Annotated in this window: 16 protein-coding genes and 1 riboswitch; of the genes, 12 read left to right on the top strand and 4 right to left on the bottom strand. The window is 46.8% G+C overall.

Annotation, left to right across the window (positions count from 1 at the left end):
• Positions 1 to 9 precede the first annotated feature (9 nt).
• The 3 genes from J2Z65_RS08315 to J2Z65_RS08305 all read left to right on the top strand — a co-directional run bounded on the left by J2Z65_RS08315 (position 10) and on the right by J2Z65_RS08305 (position 2,289).
• Positions 10 to 672, top strand: a complete 663-nt coding sequence (locus J2Z65_RS08315; protein WP_167062168.1) for a potassium channel family protein — start codon at positions 10 to 12, stop codon at positions 670 to 672.
• Positions 672 to 1,931: a cation:proton antiporter gene (locus J2Z65_RS08310; RefSeq protein WP_167062165.1), complete on the top strand. Its 1,260-nt coding sequence runs from the start codon at positions 672 to 674 to the stop codon at positions 1,929 to 1,931. Before J2Z65_RS08315 ends, J2Z65_RS08310 begins: the two co-directional genes overlap by 1 nt.
• Before the next feature lie 127 nt (positions 1,932 to 2,058).
• Positions 2,059 to 2,289 carry a winged helix-turn-helix domain-containing protein gene (locus J2Z65_RS08305; protein ID WP_338111732.1) on the top strand — a complete coding sequence of 77 codons (231 nt, stop codon included), beginning with the start codon at positions 2,059 to 2,061 and terminating at the stop codon, positions 2,287 to 2,289.
• A 51-nt stretch (positions 2,290 to 2,340) separates the two neighbouring features.
• On the opposite strand, the gene J2Z65_RS08300 is transcribed toward J2Z65_RS08305, so the two are convergent.
• Positions 2,341 to 3,237 (bottom strand): LysR family transcriptional regulator, encoded by an 897-nt coding sequence (locus tag J2Z65_RS08300; protein WP_167062162.1) that lies wholly within the window; start codon positions 3,235 to 3,237, stop codon positions 2,341 to 2,343.
• A gap of 289 nt (positions 3,238 to 3,526) precedes the next feature.
• Between J2Z65_RS08300 and J2Z65_RS08295 the strand changes: the two genes are divergently transcribed.
• From J2Z65_RS08295 to sdhB, 3 genes are read left to right on the top strand one after another with little or no spacing between them, the layout of a single operon-like run.
• Positions 3,527 to 4,180 carry a succinate dehydrogenase cytochrome b558 subunit gene (locus J2Z65_RS08295; protein ID WP_167062159.1) on the top strand — a complete coding sequence of 218 codons (654 nt, stop codon included), beginning with the start codon at positions 3,527 to 3,529 and terminating at the stop codon, positions 4,178 to 4,180.
• A 16-nt stretch (positions 4,181 to 4,196) separates the two neighbouring features.
• On the top strand, positions 4,197 to 5,960 hold the full coding sequence (gene sdhA, locus J2Z65_RS08290) for a succinate dehydrogenase flavoprotein subunit (RefSeq protein WP_167062155.1): 1,764 nt from the start codon (positions 4,197 to 4,199) through the stop codon (positions 5,958 to 5,960).
• A 2-nt stretch (positions 5,961 to 5,962) separates the two neighbouring features.
• Complete coding sequence (gene sdhB / locus J2Z65_RS08285) at positions 5,963 to 6,727, top strand: succinate dehydrogenase iron-sulfur subunit (protein WP_127452857.1); 765 nt, start codon at positions 5,963 to 5,965, stop codon at positions 6,725 to 6,727.
• Between the two features lie 45 nt (positions 6,728 to 6,772).
• Here sdhB and J2Z65_RS08280 read toward each other — a convergent pair whose 3' ends face one another.
• Complete coding sequence (locus J2Z65_RS08280) at positions 6,773 to 6,964, bottom strand: hypothetical protein (protein WP_167062152.1); 192 nt, start codon at positions 6,962 to 6,964, stop codon at positions 6,773 to 6,775.
• 158 nt (positions 6,965 to 7,122) lie between these two features.
• A riboswitch (guanidine-I (ykkC/yxkD leader) is annotated at positions 7,123 to 7,230 on the top strand.
• Positions 7,231 to 7,295: 65 nt separating this feature from the next.
• Here J2Z65_RS08280 and J2Z65_RS08275 point away from each other — a divergent pair.
• The 4 genes from J2Z65_RS08275 (at position 7,296) to J2Z65_RS08260 (ending at position 11,179) form a co-directional block, all read left to right on the top strand.
• Positions 7,296 to 8,321, top strand: coding sequence for an ABC transporter substrate-binding protein (locus J2Z65_RS08275; protein WP_167062149.1), 1,026 nt, complete (start codon positions 7,296 to 7,298; stop codon positions 8,319 to 8,321).
• 19 nt (positions 8,322 to 8,340) lie between these two features.
• Positions 8,341 to 9,159, top strand: coding sequence for an ABC transporter permease (locus J2Z65_RS08270; protein WP_167062146.1), 819 nt, complete (start codon positions 8,341 to 8,343; stop codon positions 9,157 to 9,159).
• Entirely contained in the window at positions 9,160 to 9,978 is an 819-nt protein-coding gene (locus J2Z65_RS08265) for an ABC transporter ATP-binding protein (RefSeq protein WP_338111731.1), read from the top strand.
• Positions 9,979 to 10,120: 142 nt separating this feature from the next.
• Positions 10,121 to 11,179, top strand: a complete 1,059-nt coding sequence (locus tag J2Z65_RS08260) for a LacI family DNA-binding transcriptional regulator (protein WP_167062143.1) — start codon at positions 10,121 to 10,123, stop codon at positions 11,177 to 11,179.
• A 54-nt stretch (positions 11,180 to 11,233) separates the two neighbouring features.
• Here J2Z65_RS08260 and J2Z65_RS08255 read toward each other — a convergent pair whose 3' ends face one another.
• A complete protein-coding gene (locus tag J2Z65_RS08255) occupies positions 11,234 to 12,208 on the bottom strand; it encodes a cation diffusion facilitator family transporter (protein ID WP_167062140.1) in 975 nt (324 codons plus the stop codon).
• A gap of 455 nt (positions 12,209 to 12,663) precedes the next feature.
• Between J2Z65_RS08255 and J2Z65_RS08250 the strand changes: the two genes are divergently transcribed.
• On the top strand, positions 12,664 to 13,278 hold the full coding sequence (locus J2Z65_RS08250) for a hypothetical protein (RefSeq protein WP_167062137.1): 615 nt from the start codon (positions 12,664 to 12,666) through the stop codon (positions 13,276 to 13,278).
• A gap of 161 nt (positions 13,279 to 13,439) precedes the next feature.
• Here the strand turns inward: J2Z65_RS08250 and J2Z65_RS08245 are convergent, their stop codons facing one another.
• Positions 13,440 to 13,682 carry a zinc ribbon domain-containing protein gene (locus J2Z65_RS08245; protein WP_167062135.1) on the bottom strand — a complete coding sequence of 81 codons (243 nt, stop codon included), beginning with the start codon at positions 13,680 to 13,682 and terminating at the stop codon, positions 13,440 to 13,442.
• 205 nt (positions 13,683 to 13,887) lie between these two features.
• Between J2Z65_RS08245 and J2Z65_RS08240 the strand changes: the two genes are divergently transcribed.
• Positions 13,888 to 18,714 (top strand): cadherin-like beta sandwich domain-containing protein, encoded by a 4,827-nt coding sequence (locus J2Z65_RS08240; RefSeq protein ID WP_167062133.1) that lies wholly within the window; start codon positions 13,888 to 13,890, stop codon positions 18,712 to 18,714.
• Positions 18,715 to 18,719: the final 5 nt, after the last annotated feature.

Here is an 18,719-nt window from a genome sequence, read left to right as displayed (position 1 = left end):
GCCGAACAGATGAAGAAGGCGCAATATGTAGTTGTCGGGCTTGGGAGATTTGGAGCAAGCGTATCCAAGGAGCTCGTTAAACTGGGCAATGAAGTGCTTGGGATTGATAAGGATGAAGAAGCAGTAGATGAGATGAGTCATGAGCTTACGCATGCCGTTGTGGCCGATGCCACCGATGAGGATGTGCTGAAGTCTTTGGGGGTGCGTAATTTCGACTGCGCGGTCGTAGCGATCGGGGACGACATTCAATCCAGCATTTTAACAGCTATTGTGCTTAAGGATTTAGGGGTTAAAAAGGTTGTAGCCAAAGCTCTTTCTGAGCTGCACGGGAAAGTTTTGCATAAACTTGGGGTTGATCGCGTGATCTATCCGGAGCGTGATATGGGGATTCGTGTCGCTCATCAACTGAATTCACCGAATTTATTGGATTATATTGAAATTTCCAAAGATTATACCATTGCAGAACTCTCCGTACCTAAACGGCTGTGCGGGTTAACGATTAAACAATTAGATCCGCGTGCCAAATTCGGCTGCAGCGTTGTGGCAGTCAACAAGCAAACAGGCGTTATTATCGCCCCTTCGGCAACGGATGTCGTGAATGAAAATGATGTCATGGTTATCATCGGTACGAATGATCAAATAGAAGAATTCGAAAGTGAAGTTATCCGATAATGGAAAATTCGACTTCCCTTCTCATTGAACACGTTATCGTGCTGCTCGTGCTCATTTTCGGACTAGGGATGTTATTCGGCAAGGCGGCAAACTGGCTTAAACTGCCGGATGTTGCCTTGTTTCTTATGGCTGGCATGATTGCGGGTCAAGCCTTCCACTGGATTTATGAGCCAAGTACTTCATTTACGAATCAATTCATTCTCGTGATCGGTTCCGCGCTAATTCTTTTTGACGGTGGCCGTAACATCAAGCTCGCTGGTCTGCGGCAAGTTTGGCTTACCGTAGGCATGCTCAGTATCCCTGGTGTCATCATCACCTGCGGGGTTGTCGCGGTGGCTGCTCATACCCTGCTAAGTTTACCGTGGCTGTATGCTTTGCTGCTTGGCGCTATTATTGCTTCTACTGATCCTGCGACTCTCATTCCTGTCTTTAAACAAGTGAAGATCCGCACGAAAGTCAGAGAGACGGTGGAAAGTGAGTCGGCATTTAATGATGCGACAGCTTCCATTTTGACATTCTCGTTAATTGCTATCATTTTGGGTACGCGAGAAGTTTCCTTGCTTTCAGGGACATTGGATTTTGTGAAAACGGCACTGGGAGGGCTTCTGCTTGGAGCCGTCATTGGTTATGCGATGACCTTCCTGACCGCGCATTTGAAGCTTGGCATGTTAAGAGACTATGCGACGATCGCTATGGTTGTTACATCGTTAGGGGCTTATATGGCCGGTGAAATCCTTGGCGTTAGCGGCTTTATGGCAACCTTTACAGCTGGACTAATCTGGGGGAATGCCGGTACATTCAAGCTCGATATGGCAGATAAACGGCACGAAATGGAGCATTTTTCAGAAAATATTACCGTCATCATGCGCATGCTGATTTTCATTCTGCTCGGCAGCCAGGTGAATTTCCCGGTTATTCTCGAACATGTCTGGACGAGCCTCGGTGTCATCTTGGTATTCATCTTTATTGCGCGCCCGTTGACGGTTCTGATCTGTACGTGGCTGGACCGCAAGGCCAAGTGGAAATGGAATGAAATCATATTCATGTTCTGGGTTCGTGAAACAGGTGTGATTCCTGCGGCCTTATGCGGGATGGTGGCCGGTTTGGGAATCGAAAACAGTGATCTTATTGCAAGCGTTACTTTTATGGCCGTATTAATCACGATCCTGTTCCAGGCCAGCACAACGGCTTTTGTGGCGAAAAAGCTGGGGCTTGAAGTGAAGTCGGGCGGGTCGGAATCTCACGAATCCGTCTTGTAGGTCTCAGCGAGAGAATTTCGAGGCGAAGGTGGACGCCGAATGTATAAAGTACTAATAATCGAAGATGATCCGATGATCGGCGACATTGGCTCCCCAGACTCGTTCGATGATTGTTCAGGGGCAAATCGTGGAAACAACCTATTCGGAGTTTGAAATTATGAAGTGCTTCATTAACCATCCTGGCCGTGTCTACAGCCGGGAGGACTTATTGCAAACCGTCCGAGGCTTCGATTCCTATGTTACAGACCGGGCGATCGATGTGCATATTGCCAATATCCGCAAAAAAATCGAAGAAAATCCCAAAGAGCCTAGGCGCACCCGAACGGTATGGGGCGTCGGCAATAAGTTTGTCTATTAGTTTAGGTTGCAACCTCTGATTCTTGCTCTTTCAAATGAGCGAATTAGAGGTTTATTTGTGTTTGGCGAAATAGTTGATCGCCTGCTCGATGAACTTGACGGATTCCGGGCTATCTGTCGCTTGGTCTGAGTAAATCAGGGAAGTGGTTCGTTTGGTCTGTTCTAATTCATCTAAATAACGCAGAATTAACTCATTATTCTGAATCAAGTCTTCTCGCAAATACGATTTGGGGAGAAGTGTCGCGGTTTTGCAGGTAGATACGAGCCGGATGATGGCCTCGAAAGAATCGATTTCCATTTGGACATTAGGGAGAATAGTATACCTGTGGAACAGCTCATCCATCAAAATGCGGTACCAGGTGCCTTTTGAGAAGAGGATCATCGGCAGATCGTTCAAATCGTTCATGGTGATCTCGGCACGATCGATAAAAGGGTGTCCCAGCGGCAGCACCAGACAGAGATGATCATCAAAAAGAGGCTCGCAGTGCAGGCTGGACGCATTGATCTGGGACGCGACGATGCCGATATCGACTTTGTTCTCCTTGACCATGGTCACGATTTCATGCGTTTTGCCCGTTAGCAGCTTAATTTCTGTGAGCGGGTAGACCTGCAGGTAATCTGTGATGAGATCAGGCAATGTCGCTTGCAGGGTTGTCAAACTGGCGCCGATCGTAATTGAAGTGTGGGTGCCCGCTGCTTTGTACATCTGGAGGGTCTGCTTGAATTTACGTTCCAGATGGCGGAGCTCAAGCGCATGATCATAGCAGATTTGGCCTGCTTTGGTCAGTTCAAGACGCTTCCCTTTCCGCATAAATAATTCCACGCCCAGCTCCTCTTCCAGCTTCATGATTTTGCGAGAGAGCGCGGGTTGCGAGATATTTAGCAGCTGAGAGGCTTTATTAAGGCTTACTTGTTCGACAACAACAGCGAAAACATCCAAGAGTTCCATGTTTTTTTCAGCTCCGCATTCAAATTTATATGCAAAAAAGTTATAAGTGTATATAAAAAAACGGCACTTCCATTATAAGCATGAAAGAGGTACGATGTACATGTCACTTTTTATTCACATTTATTGGACGACAGTGTATATTCGCTCACTAATTAGGCGTAAAATAGGCGTGGATGAATATGGGTTGACGCTCGTTTGCGGCGAGAGTAGAATGGTATGTGGCTTGTTTTGTCAGAACATGTCGGATGTTATTCAATGAAATTTTGTTGAGGGGGGAATTGGTTACATTATGGGTAATTCGTATTACTTTCGAAAGATCCACTCTTTGCTTGGTGTAATTCCGGTGGGCTTCTTCCTTATTGAGCATTTGCTCACTAACTATGAAGCAACGAAGGGTCCTCAGGCTTTTGTGGATCAAATTAACTGGTTGAACGGTCTGCCTTTGGTCCTGCTGTTGGAAATCGTGGGAATCTGGCTTCCGCTTCTTTATCATGCCGTTTATGGACTGTATGTGGCCTATCAAGCACGTAATAACGTTTCAAACTACAGCTATTTCCGTAACCAAATGTTTATGCTTCAACGGGTAACTGGGGTTATTACGTTCCTGTTCGTAGCGTGGCATTTGTTCGAGACTCGTCTGCAGGTTGCTCTTGGCAATGTAGCGCACGAAAATCTCGGTATGACCATGCATGACATTGCAACGAATCCAGTCATGTTCACGATTTATGTGATTGGTATCGTTTCGGCGACATTCCATTTCTGCAACGGCTTATGGTCGTTCCTCGTTAGCTGGGGTATTACGGTTGGACCGCGTGCGCAGCGCTATTCCTCCATTATTTGGATGGTCTTGTTCGTGGTAATGTCCGTGATGTTTATTATGTCTTTGACTGCATTTACAGATACTCAATTTCAAGTTCCGGTAGAAGCGCATACGGGGCATTAAGGGAGGGTGAACAGAAGTGGCTAATTCGAAAATCATCGTCGTTGGCGGAGGCCTTGCGGGACTCATGGCGACAATTAAAGCGGCGGAGGCCGGAGTTCACGTACAATTGTTCTCCTTGGTTCCTGTGAAACGTTCCCACTCCGTGTGTGCGCAAGGCGGCATTAACGGTGCGGTGAATACAAAAGGTGAAGGTGACTCCACTTGGGAGCACTTTGACGATACAGTTTACGGTGGAGATTTCTTAGCGAATCAACCGCCAGTTAAAGCATTATGTGATGCAGCTCCAGGCATCATTCACTTGATGGACCGTATGGGGGTTATGTTCAACCGTACGCCAGAGGGTCTTCTTGACTTCCGTCGTTTCGGCGGAACCAAATATCACCGTACGGCATTCGCAGGTGCAACGACAGGGCAACAGCTTCTGTACGCACTGGATGAGCAAGTACGCCGCTGGGAAACAGCTGGTCTCGTAACGAAGTTCGAGCACTGGGAATTCCTCGGTTCCGTACTGGATGACGAAAATGTTTGCCGTGGTATTGCAGCGCAGGATCTGCGCAGCATGGAGATTCAAACGTTCCCGGCTGACGCTGTTATTTTGGCGACAGGCGGCCCTGGTATCATTTTCGGAAAAACAACGAACTCGGTCATTAACACAGGTACGGCAGCAAGCGCTGTTTACCAACAAGGTGTTAAATATGCGAACGGTGAGATGATCCAAATTCACCCGACGGCGATTCCTGGCGATGACAAGCTTCGCTTGATGTCAGAGTCTGCACGTGGTGAAGGCGGCCGCATTTGGACTTACAAAGACGGGAAGCCTTGGTACTTCCTTGAAGAGAAATATCCGGCGTACGGAAACTTGGTGCCTCGTGATATTGCAACACGTGAAATCTTCTCCGTTTGTATTGATCAGAAGCTTGGTATTAACGGCGAAAACATGGTTTACCTCGACCTTTCTCATAAAGATCCGAAAGAGCTTGATATTAAGCTTGGCGGTATCATGGAAATTTACGAGAAATTCATGGGCGATGATCCGCGTAAAATCCCAATGAAGATTTTCCCAGCGGTTCACTACTCCATGGGCGGTATGTGGGTTGACTACAACATGATGACGAACATCCCGGGCTTGTTCGCTGCAGGCGAGTGTGAGTATCAGCATCACGGTGCAAACCGTTTGGGCGCGAACTCCCTTGTTTCGGCTATCTATGACGGTATGGTTTCCGGTCCTAAAGCGGTTGAGTACATTCGCGGCTTAGAGAAGCATGCGGACGATACATCCTCGATCGTCTTCGATCGCGAGAAGAAACGTCACCAAGATCGCTATGAGAGCTTGCTCAAAATGAACAGCGGGACAGAAAATGCTTATGTTCTGCATAAAGAATTGGGCGACATGATGAATGCTAATATGACGGTTGTTCGTTACAATGATCGTCTTGAAGATACCATTAATAAAATCAAGGATATGAAAGAAAGATACAACAACATCAACATTACAGATACAGCTCGTTGGAACAACCAAGGAGTTGCGTTCACACGCCAACTCTGGAACATGTTCGAGCTGGCTGAAGCGATGACGGTTGGTGCGTTGATGCGTAACGAGAGCCGCGGCGCGCACTACAAGCCTGACTTCCCGGAACGTGACGATGACAACTTCATGAAAACAACAATTGCCGATTGGACGCCGGACGGCCCGAAAATCAGCTATGAAGACATTGATGTATCTTTGATTGCACCGCGGAAACGTGATTACTCCACGGAGAAGAAAAAGGGAGGACATTAATCATGGCTGAGACACTAAGCGCACAAAAAACCGTGAAGTTTATCGTGACTCGTCAAGAGAGTCCGGATTCAAAGCCTTATACCGAGGAATTCGAAGTTCCTTACCGTCCCAATATGAATGTCATCAGCGGTTTGATGGAAGTACAGCGTAATCCAAAGAACGCGCGTGGCGATAAAACAACACCGGTTTGTTGGGAATCCAACTGTCTGGAAGAAGTGTGCGGAGCTTGTTCCATGGTCATTAACGGCAAGCCGCGCCAAGCTTGTTCGGCTCTCATCGATAAGCTGGAGCAGCCTGTTCGTGTAGCCCCAATGAGCACGTTCCCTGTTATGCGTGACCTTGTCATCGACCGTGGTCGTATGTTCAACGCTTTGAAGAAAGTCAAAGCATGGGTTCCGATTGACGGGACTTATGATCTTGGACCTGGTCCGCGTATGGCCGAGTCCAAGCGTCAATGGGCGTATGAGTTGTCCAAATGTATGACATGCGGCGTGTGTCTAGAAGCTTGTCCGAACGTAAATGACAAGAACTCTTTCATCGGACCATCTGCGCTTTCCCAAGTTCGTTTGTTCAATGCTCACCCAACAGGTGAAATGAACAAAGACGAGCGTTTGGATGCGTTGATGACAGATGGCGGTATCGAAGGCTGCGGTAACTCGCAGAACTGCGTACGCTCCTGTCCGAAAGGCATTCCGCTGACGACTTCCATCGCAGCATTGAATGCAGACACAACGAAACATTTGTTCAAGAAATGGTTAGGTGTGTAATAAGAATAAAGCCCGATTCCCTGAGTGACAGGGATCGGGCTTTTTTTACGTAAAGGGGCTAAAATGCTGGGGAAGCGCACTCGTTTCCGTAGATTCAGCGTTATCTATAGGGGAAGTCTGAAGAGGATGCTGGTTGTCCGGGATTTCCAGTATAGGTCCCGTAAATGGAATTGCTTCTGGTGTTGGTGGGGTCAAAGCAATATCTAACATGCTTAAGTGGAAATGGATAGAGTACATCGCCTTCACCTCCATATAAGTCTTATATTATGTTATATATTATTACACATATAAGGGTTTTGACAATGAAATAATTATTTGTGTCATATATATTGACATATAACTAGGATGTAAGTATGATAAAGACAAATGTAAGAGTTAGTAAACAACCTCATAGCAAACTTGTTTTCTAGGGTTCCGCGGCAGATGAAGGCTGCCGGTCTGGTCCAAGAGAAGACACACGGTGAAGGTCATCGTGCACACGGAGGGATAAAAGCCCGGGAGGATATCAGAATATGATATCGTTCCGGGTTTTTCTTTTTACCAGTTTAAAGGGAGAGGGAGAATCAGGATGAGAAAAAAAGTGGTATTTCTGATGATGGCGTTGTTACTCGCTTTTACGGTGGTGATCAGTGGATGCTCAAGCAAGGAGACAGCAAGCACGGCAGCAGGTGGAAATGATCAGCCGATTAAATTGGCGCTCAGTCCATGGCCGGGCTGGTTTGTTTGGTATTTGGTGAAGGAGAAGGGCTTCTTTGAGAAAAATGGCGTGAAGGTCGATCTCGTTTGGTTTCCAGTGTATAGCGATTCTTTATCAGCCCTTGCGTCTGGTAAAGTCGATGCGAACAGTCAAACGTTAAGCGATACGCTTGCTCCTGCGAGCAAAGGGATCCCGCTTAAAGCGGTGCTTGTGAACGATAACTCCAACGGCGGAGACGGTGTTGTCGTAAAGCCTAACATTAATTCCTTGCAGGAATTGAAAGGCAAGAAAGTGGCGACGGAGCTGGGAACGGTTGATCACCTGCTCATGCTTACCGCACTGGAAAAAGCAGGGCTTGCCGAGAAGGACGTTTCATACACGAATATGACGGTTAACGATGCAGGACCTGCTTTCATCTCAGGCAACCTGGACGGTGCGGTGCTGTGGGAGCCATTCTTAAGCAAAGCGATACAAGAGGGCAAGGGCAAGCTGCTATTTTCCTCCAAGGATACACCGGGACTTATTCCTGATCTGCTCGTTTTTAAAGAAGAAATTACGAAAAATCGTCCGGATGATGTGAAAAAAATCCTCAATGCCTGGTTTGATGCGTTGGACTATTGGAAAGCAAATCCGGAAGAATCTTTACAAATTATGGCGAAGGCGGCGGAGACGCCGGTGGACGAATACAAAGCTGGTGTCGACAGCGTGAAAATATTTCAGCTACAAGATAATGTGAAAGCTTTCCAAAAAGGCGATTCCTACAGTTCTCTGCACTTCACATCGCAGAAAACAGCGGAGTTCTTAAAAGGGCTGGAGATGCTGACGACCATTCCGAAAGCGGAAAGCTTCTTGGACGGACACTTTGTCGAAGAAGTGATGAAAGAGCGCAAGAAATAACAGGTGAGTGAGGTGCTCTATGGAAACGGCATTGAAAAAAAGACGCAAATCCACGTTGTTTGCCATACGGGGCGACATCAATAGCAGAACGTATATTTCAGGGATTGTACTTATTATAGTGTTGGCAGTTGGCGCCTGGAGTGTGCTCAGCTATGGCAATCTGGTTAATCGAACATTTTTGCCTACTCCGGATCAAGTGCTTCGCCAGTTTGCCATTCAGCTGCAGAGCTCTGTCTTCTGGCACCATGTAGGCATGAGTATTTTCCGAGTAGGGGCAGGCTTCATGTTGGCCTGCTTGCTCGGTATACCGCTGGGGATTCTAGCAGGGACATTTCGCTTTGCGGAAGCGCTGCTCGTTCCACCGACCGAATTTATCCGTTATATGCCGGCAACCGCGTTCATCCCGCTGATTATGGTCTGGGCTGGAATTGGAGAATGGGCGAAGGTTATCGTCATATTTATCGGCTGCTTCTTTCAGCTCATGCTGATGGTGGCGGATAATACACGTTCGGTATCGGGCGATTTGTTGCAAACCTCGTACACACTCGGAGCGAATCGCTGGCAAGCGGTTGAGAAGGTGCTGATCCCTGCACTGCTGCCGGATTTGATGAATACTTTGCGTTTGATTATCGGATGGGCTTGGACGTATCTCGTCGTCGCAGAGCTGGTTGCGGCGAATAGCGGACTCGGGTTCTCCATTATGAAGGCGCAGCGGTTTCTGAATACGGATCAGATTTTCGTAGGCATTATCGCTATTGGATTGCTCGGATTGCTGACAGACCGTACATTTGCTTACTGTCACCGCAGATTTTTCCCTTGGCTGGAAGGAGGTCGTTAAATGATGCATGCACAACGCGGCCTGCACAGCGAGTCGTTTACTGATAAAGTCACGGCTATAAGTAAAATTAAGGCTGAGAGTGTATCAAAAGTATACAGCTCGAAGAAATCCCAGTTTGTTGCGCTCGACAGAGTTTCTTTCCATGTCGATGCTCATGAGTTTGTGAGCTTTGTTGGACCTTCGGGCTGCGGCAAGTCTTCTCTCTTGCGAATTCTTGCAGGGTTAGAGACGATGACGACCGGATCTCTCCGCATTTCCGGACATGAAATTGATGGACCTGGTGCGGATCGCGGAATGGTGTTCCAGTCGTACACATTATTTCCTTGGCTTTCTGTGAGGGAAAATATTGAGTTCGGACTAACGCTGAAAGGAGTTCCCTTATTCGAAAAAAGGGCTATCGCCGATCATTTCATGGAACTTGTCGGTTTGCACAAGTTCGCCAGAGCGCTGCCCAAGGAGCTCTCCGGCGGGATGAAACAGCGCGTAGCCATTGCGAGGGCACTGGCTAACAATCCGGAAGTGCTGCTGATGGATGAGCCATTCGGGGCGCTTGATCCTCAGACCAAAAATGCGATGCAAGAGCTGCTTTTGCGCATCTGGGAGAAAGAGAAGACGACCGTCGTCTTCATTACACACGATATCGAGGAAGCGATCTTCCTCTCTGAGCGGGTGTATGTGATGCAGGCTCATCCGGGTACGATCCGGCAAGAAATTATGATTCCTCGCGGGCTGCGGGAAGTGGAAGACGTAAAGGATTCAGGAGCTTTCCTTAAATTGAAAAAGCAGATTGTTTCGCTGATAGGGAATCATGAGGAGTAAATAGGGACTTGGCCGTTATAACGGTCAAGTTTTTTGTTGTAACTGGACATTCCTTGGGAAATTTACTTTTACTGTACCAATTGACGAGCGATTGGCTTTATCGATAAAATGAATTATACAATTCAAGAATGAGGGAAGCCCTATGAGCAAAAGTAAACAGCCTACCATTATCGATGTGGCCTCAGTTGCCGGTGTTTCCATTGCTACAGTGTCGAATGTCATTAATCGCAGAAAAGTGCCGATGGCGCCCGAGACGATACGCAAGGTGGAAGAAGCGGTTGCGATGCTTGGTTACCGCCGGAATGTCATGGCGACCAATTTGAGCCGCCGCAGATCCTATGAGCTGGGATTGATTATTCCCCATTTTGGAGGCTACTATGGGCGTTTTGCGGAGAGGCTGGAACAGCGAGTACACCATTTCGGCTATCATTTATCCGTATTCTCTGCGGCAGGGATGGATCCGGAGATTGAGCAGCGCCATTTGGAGCACTTACTGCAGCGCAGAGTTGACGGCTTAGTGAGCCATGGCTTGGCGATGAGCATGCAATCTACGCAGCAATTGGTCGGAGAGGGCACGCCCCTCGTCATCTTCAATGGCTGGGGATGGCCTGGTGAAATCGTCAAACTGGCGGTAAATTTGGATTTTGCGAAAGCGTCTTCGGAAGCTGTACGGCATTTTCTTGAAAATGGCTGCCGCTCGGTCGTCTATGCGGGCAGACGCTTGGGGATGGGAGCTAACGAGCAGCGCATCCAAGGATTTATAGCAGGGCTTGGCGACCAAGGACAATCCACCGTGCATGCGCTTTTGGATGCGGGTGAGCTTGGAGTCGTCGGTATCCTGAATGAAGCGCTGCGCTTAAGCGGCGATCTGCGGCCTATCGGTATTTACACGTTCAATGATGCGTTGGCGCTTGAGCTTCTTGCTGTGTGTCATGAACGAGGCATCCGAGTACCTGAAGAAGTACAGCTCATCGGGATGGACAATGAATTTTACTCGAAAGCAAGTTTTCCATCCATCACAAGCTTCGAGATGCCTGTTGATTTGCAAACCAGCTTGGTTGCAGCATTTCTCATGCGGGAGATTGGCGAAGAATTGGACGAGGAGAACACGCTGCTGTTAGAGGAATATTTGCCTCGTCTGGCGGGACATGAGCTTTTTATTGATTTAGAGATGATCGCACGGAAATCTACGGGAAATTAAAAAAGACCATTGATCACTTTGGCTGAGGGATCGATGGTCTTTGTTCAATGGATGTTAAAGGATGGGTAAAGAACCGGAAGCCGAGTTAATGCGCTTTTGGTGCTTCAAGAACTCTTTGCCATACTCCCCATGAGGATTAATTTCGGCATGCTCAATCTGAATCGTGGAATGCTCGATGCCGTATTTGCTTTTGAGCGTCTCGTTAATGGCCAGAATCACGCAGAACGGTTGAATGTTGGGGCTGATGAACACATGGGCGGTTAGGGAGTAATGATCCGTCGAAACGGCCCATAGATGCATCTCGTGCACATCTTCAACACCTTCAACAAGTGCAATCTGTTTGCGAATTTCATCCAGGTTAAAACGCTCAGGCACTGATTCCATGAGAATCAGATATGATTCGCGAATGATTTTGCTTCCACCGGTAAAAATAATGCCGCCGATCACCATGGAAATGAGCGGGTCGAACCAGAGCAAGCCTGAATAATAAATAATGATAGAAGAAATGATGACGCCAACCGAGCTGAGCAGATCGCCAAAAAAGTGCCACAGAGCGCTTTTGACATTCAGATTGTCTTCTTCTTTTACGCTGTTATGGAGAACTAACGTGAGCACAAGATTGACGATGAAACCGATTGAAGCAATGCCTAGCATGAGCCCTAGCTGAATGGGCTGCGGATGGATGATACGCTGAATTCCCTCAATGAAAATTCCTAATGCGATGACGCAAAGGGCGAGCCCGTTGAGGAATGATGCAATAATTTCAAACCGCAGGAACCCGAACGTGAACCGTGCATTCGGCTGCCTGGTTGCGAGGTGCAGAGCGATCATACTTAAACCTAGCGCGATGACATCCGAGATCATATGGGCCGAATCTGAAAGCAGCGCAAGTGAATTCGAAAGCACCCCGCCGATAATTTCAACAATCGTGAAAAAAGCGGTTAGCAGAAGGGTCACCCATAATGTTTTTCGAGATTTCGTCTGTTCTTTTACGTGATGAAGATGGTGGTAGTCGTATTCTATGTTCATACGATCCCTCCTTATTTATAATAATTCTAATGTAATTATTATTATATGCTAGTGAAGCGGAAGGTGCAACACTTTTAGTGCGATTTACACATTTATTACATTTTCTGAGAAGAGTACAAAAGAGTGTGTAAAAGAGGGGGATAAATTGGGTTGTATAAAAGAGCTCAAAGAGGTAAAGAATAAAGCGTTTTCTATTTTGTAACATAAATGAAATATTCCTGTTATGGTTCCATAATGTTTGGAGGGTAATATAATAAACAAGACCCCCTTTTTAATATAAACTTTTTGAACCCGGCCCCGTTGGCTGGGTTCCTTTTTTTGTTTGGGGCAAATGATGGATATGATGGAGGCGCTGAAAAGCGTCTTTTGTTTATTTCACAAAGTAAAAGGGAAAATATAGATGTTCGAGCTTCGCGAATGATGCTTTCTTGCATGCAGGTGTAACGCAAAAGGGGATGAAGTGGCCTATTCGTTTTATTACAACTAAGCTGGTGCTCGTGCTTATGCTTCTTGCATTTACACATAATTATGCAGAAGCTACTATGGCAAGTGATAGTGCTGAGGTAAACTTGCATGTTAAGGTTTCTACTTTGTTAGATGGTTACGGAACGCAGGAGAACCCTATTAGTGAAAAATCTTTTGAGCCTATACCTAATGCGCGTTTAATTGTCATTGATCGTAGAGGCAGTATCACTGCGACAGGGTTAACAGACAGTAAAGGAGAATGGAGCATCAGGTTGCACACCCCAATTGATCCGCGGTTTCCATCAAAGAAAATGGGGGTAGTGACCGTGATTACTGTGGCGGATGGATTTAATGAGTTTATTAACTTTGATGTGCCTGTAAACGAGCATGGAAATGGCGAGGGAAAAGTATCAGTGACGCTTAGGAGAATTAGAATGGATGCCCGAAATGAACCGTCCTTCGATTCTGCAGCGTTTCATCGGTTTACCGTTTTTGAAATGTTGGATGACTATGCTAAGGAAGTCGGGCTTGTCAGGCAGAAACAATTGAAGGGTGCAGAAGGCTTCGGTGAAGTGGATATGCCATGGAGTGCGAAGTTAGAGTGATGGAAACTGTGGCCCCCATCTAGCTCAAATAACGCCCAGTTCCCTTTTGCACACCTTCAAGATGATTTTCTGCTATGGGAAGGGCAAGGAATAGGTCTAATTGAAAGAAAAGAGGGCTGCTCTCAAGTAGAATTATCTACTTTAAAGCTAGCCCCTTTTTGCTATCCAAACAGAATATCCAATACTGTCCCTAATTGACCGCGTGTCTTGCCTTCAAGGATGTTCGGGTTGTAGACCTCTACGTAGCCGCAGTTTTCACAAGAGACAAAGAGAAAATGATTGTGCTGAATGTCGAACATTTTGCTTAGTCCCGTCCCCGTCATGGCTACTTCTTTTATTCGGCAGCCTGTGCCGCTGCATTTCGTGCATTTGAATTTTTCTTTGATAGCTTCCTCAACGCGCATAGCAGATACCTCCCAATTCATTAGCTTCCTATTTAACTATGTATATCCTTTATAAATTATACAATTTTTAGTGGGAATCTGTGTTTGATTTGATTGAGTAAATATAAGTTAATTTTAATCTTTTTATCATGTGAAAAAAATTGACTGCATGATAAGCTTGATTAGTCTTTGTTTATAATTTACTAGATGGCTAGGGAGTGATTGTTTGATAAAAAATTTACAAAGAGCCGGCCTTATGCTTATTTGTTTCTTGCTCGTCTTTGGAACGGCACTGGGACAAAAGGCCATGGCTGCAGGTCCGCCGCAGCAGCCGGGCGATGAGCGCAGCGTAATTCCTAACGAGCCTATTACAGGCGCTGCCTTTGGGAAAGGCGTATATATCGCGGTAGGCTATTACGGCAAAATTTTGAAGTCAAGTAATGGGTTCGACTGGCAAGTAACTGCCGATAAAACGAAGCTTGACGACACGTATACCGGCGTAGCTTTTGGCAACAATCAATTCGTTGCTGTCGGGGAGCAGGGGACGGTTATGACTTCGCCGGACGGAGAAGCATGGACGCAACGCGATTCTACGATATCGACCAGAATCAGTAGAGTTGCCTATGTTGGAACGAACGGAATCAACAAGTTCTATGCGACCTCCACAGCTGGCAAGGTGATCACCTCTGCAGATGGTATTACTTGGTCGACGATGAATATTGGCATGAACAACGATCTGACTTCCATAGCAGTAAGCGATACTGCGATCGTTATTGGGAGTACAGGTGGATATGTACATACGTCTACAGATGGAACGAATTGGGCGACGCATACGAAGCTTCAGGATGCTTTTTTTATCAATTCTGTGCTGAGTCTTAACAAACGCTTCTATGCGAACGACGCTCTTGGATGGAGTTATACGTCCGGGGATGGCTATAGCTGGTCCAAACTGCTCGCTCCATTCAAAACGTCAGCCAGCAGCACGCCGAATCAAATATTTGGAGGCCTGTACGACAATTCCAAATATTATTTGTTTGGCTATGATGGGACGGCAAATGGCGGTATTTTTACGTCGACGGACGGTATAAACTTTCAACAACAAGCCAAAGGCTCCACGATGACGGTCCAAAATGCCTTCTTCGCAAATGGCGTTTACATGCAGCTTGGCAATGACGGTATGGTGGTTTCAAATAATGGTACAGTTTGGCAATACCCTTATGGCGGATCATTTACCAATGTCATCTATGCTGGAAATCGTTATCTGGCGGTTGGGAAAAATGGGAACGATGGCTTTATTAAGTGGTCAACCGACTTCATTAATTGGTCTAAGGTTAATTTAAATCTGGTTCCTGCGTTGAATGCGATTGTTTATGGTAACAGCAAGTATGTTGCTGTTGGCGATACAGGGACTGTGGTCACTTCGAGTGACGGCACGAATTGGAGCATAAATTCCACGGCGATTTCGGAGTATAAGCTTACTTCGGTCACTTACGGCAATGGCGTATTCGTCGCAGTAGACGAGATCGGTACGATTTATTTGTCAACGACGAATGGGGCAAGCTGGACATCGGTTCGAGAGGATACGGATAACTATTATTCTTTGCAATCCGTTTCCTACATGAATGGAAAGTTTTATGCAGTCGGAGATAATAGTACTTATCTCGAATCGACGGATAATGGGGCAAGTTGGCATACCGTCGCATCTTCAGCGGTTCCGACTGCAGCTTCCTTCAATATCAATGCTAACTTTCAAGCGGATATTCCGGTGACGCCCAGCAACGCGCTGAAAAGCATTAGTGTCAGCAACAGAGGCACTGCGTTGATCCAAGGCATTGATTTTACGGAGTCAGCTGGAGTTGTCACGCTAAAAAAAGAGATGTTGTCTCAACTGGTCGAAGGATGGCAGACGTTTACTTTTCATTCGGGTAATGGAGCTTCGCAGATTTTGGCTGTGAATGTAAATAACACTTCACCGGTACTCAATCAGGCGACGAACTTGCAGCTCTCGAAGACTGGGGTTGCGACTTGGGACGGCGTGCCTGGCGCAGCGGGTTATGAAGTACAGTTATACCGTAACGGATCGGTGTGGGGCAGCGCAGTTTCAGTGATTGCCAGTGCACCGAATGTAGATTTCTTAGCTGCGATGCGTTCAGCAGGCGCAGGCAAGTACACGTTTAAAGTAAAGGCAAAGGGTAACACGGTTAGCTACAAAGATGGACAGCAATCAGGTCCTTCTAATATTCGGGAGATTTTTAAAGCACCAACGGAGGACGGAACAGCGAACAAAGCAGGAACCGCACAAAATGCGAATTTCAACATTAAAGTAAATGCTTTAAATGGAGCCGCAGTGACTGCGAAAGTAGGAGCTGGTAACGTTTTACAGTCAGTAACCAGCGTTACGACTGCCAGCGGGAAAGCGACGCTGCCCATTGATATCACGAAGCTTACAGAAGGCAGCAACGATGTTGTGATTGCTTATACCGATGTGAATGACAATTTCTCCGAAGAATTAATGGTTTCGCTTACAAAGGATACGATTGCACCTCTTGCACCAACGGAAGACGGAACCGCGAATAAAGGCGGAACTACGCAGAATTCGAATTTCAATATCGTTGTGAATGCGGAAACCGATGCCAAGGTAACAGCGAAAATAGGCGGTACGAATGTGCTGCAAGTTGGAACTGAAGTCAAAGCAGCTAATGGGAAAGCAACGCTGCCGATTGATCTATCGCTGCTCGCAGAAGGGCTAAATAGCATTAATGTCGTCGTGACAGATGCTCTTGGAGCTGCTTCAGGTACATTGACAGTTTCTGTAACCAAGGATACATCCTCACCGGCAACACCCATTGAGGATGGGTCAGCTGACAAAAACAACACAACACAAACCGCCAACTTTAACATTATTGTTGACACCGAAGCGGGAGCTGTGGTGACTGCGAAAGCAGGCGGTGTAAGTGTCCTTCAATCAGGTAATAGCGTTCCAGCTGATAGCGGCAAAGCGGTTCTTCCCATCGACTTGTCGAAGCTGGCAATGGGCAACAATGATATTGTGATCACGGCTGTTGATACCATTGGCAATTCTTCGGGATCGTTAACGGTCAAGGTCACACGTGCTCTAAGCTCGAATGCTGATTTGAGTGCCTTGGGCGTAAGCGGCGGAGCGTTGAACGAGATTTTCGCAGCTGCTACGACAAGTTACACAATGAGTGTGGCAAATAACGTTGAGAACGTGACAGTTACGCCAACGTCATCAGATGCAGCAGCGAGTATGAGTGTAAACGGTAGTGCGGTACTAAGCGGTCAAGCAAGCACAGCCATTCCGCTTAACGTAGGCGCGAATCGTATCGAAGTCGTTGTGACGGCTGCTGATCACTCGACGAAAACCTATACGATTGTTGTTACGAGAATTAGTAACAACGCGCTGCTTACAAGCTTGTCTGTCGATCAAGGCACATTAACACCGGATTTTTCGACTTCGCAGCTTCACTACCAAGTTGATGTACCTAACATGGTTTCAAGTCTCAATGTGTTCTTTGTTAAAGGGGAACCTAATGAGACGATTACCGTAACTGGGGCGACATACAGCTCAGTAACAGGAGATGTATATGCCTACAGTGCTTCGAACTTGAGCATTGGTTCTAATGTGATTGGCATTTTGGTAACCGCTCAGGACGGTACGACGAATAATGCGTATAGCTTAACGATCGATCGAGCGCCCATTTTAAGCGGCAACGCAGACTTGAGTCAATTGACGCTTTCGAGCGGTACGTTAACCCCGGCGTTTACATCTGGACAAACGAGCTATACATCCGATGTAGCAAATGAGATATCTTCTCTTACTGTAACTGGGAATACGGCTGATAACCAAGCGACGATGACGATAAACGGAACTCCGGTAACGAATGGTCAAGCAAGCGGAAATGTCAATTTAAGTGTCGGTCCAAATGTAATAACGCTTATAGTGACAGCGCAGAATGGGACGTCAAAGACCTACACAATCTACGTGAATCGTACTGCTCCGGTAAAAGATCATGAGGATAAAGGATTATCGGGATCTGTGTCATCATCAAACGACAACAAAGTGATCGGAACAGATGGCCGTTTGACGCTTTCTGTAGGCCAATTTGGAGAAGTAAGTTTTGGCGATGAGGTCACTATTTTCATTCCGGCGGGTGCAGCAAGTAAAGAACTGAAAATATCGATTGAAAAAGTAGTGAACACTCAAAATTTGATTAAGAATAATGAGGTTCTTGTTAGCCCCATCTTTGAAATTTTGAAAAACATATCAGAGAACTTCAGTAAACCGGTCACGTTGAGCGTGGCTTTTAACCCGGCACTTTTGCAAAAGGATCAAAAACCATCTATTTTCTATTTTGACGAAGTGAAAAAAGCATGGGTGGAAGTTGCGGGAGGCAAAGTAGCCGGGAATCGTATAACGGTAGAGGTTAACCACTTTACGAAGTTTGCGGTAATGGCTGTCGGGCAATCCGACCCAACGAAGGAACCTTCCGGAAGCCTCACTTTTAGTGATACTGCTGGACATTGGGCTGAGGCGGGAATTAAGCGTGCGGTTAGTGGCGGAATTGTCAGCGGCTATCCGGATGGCACATTTAAACCGAATGCTACGGTAACACGTGCAGAGTTTGCAGTTATGCTCATGAATGCGTTGAAACTGCAAGGAGAAGGAGCAGCACTGACCTTCACCGACACGGCCAAAATCGGTACTTGGGCACAAAAAGCGGTTGCACAAGCGGTCAAAGCTGGCATTATTCATGGCTATGAAGACGGCAGCTTCCGTCCGGATGCACAAATTACACGCGCTGAAATGGCTGTCATCGTCGCAAATGCGATGGGCGCTGCTACAACTGGCACGGCAACGGGCTTCTCGGATGACGAGCGCATTCCGGCATGGGCCAAAGGGAGCGTTGCTTTCGTGAAGCAAGCCGGCATTGTGCAAGGCAGAGACAAGAACGAATTTGCTCCGCAAGACAATGCGACAAGAGCAGAGGCGGTCATTGTGTTATTAAAAGTAGCGGAATTAAAGAGCAAGTAGCATGA

Source organism: Paenibacillus aceris, from assembly GCF_017874035.1.
GTDB lineage: Bacteria > Bacillota > Bacilli > Paenibacillales > NBRC-103111 > Paenibacillus_E > Paenibacillus_E aceris.
Note: the sequence above shows the minus strand (reverse complement) of the source record. Positions and strands in the feature narration are given on the sequence as shown.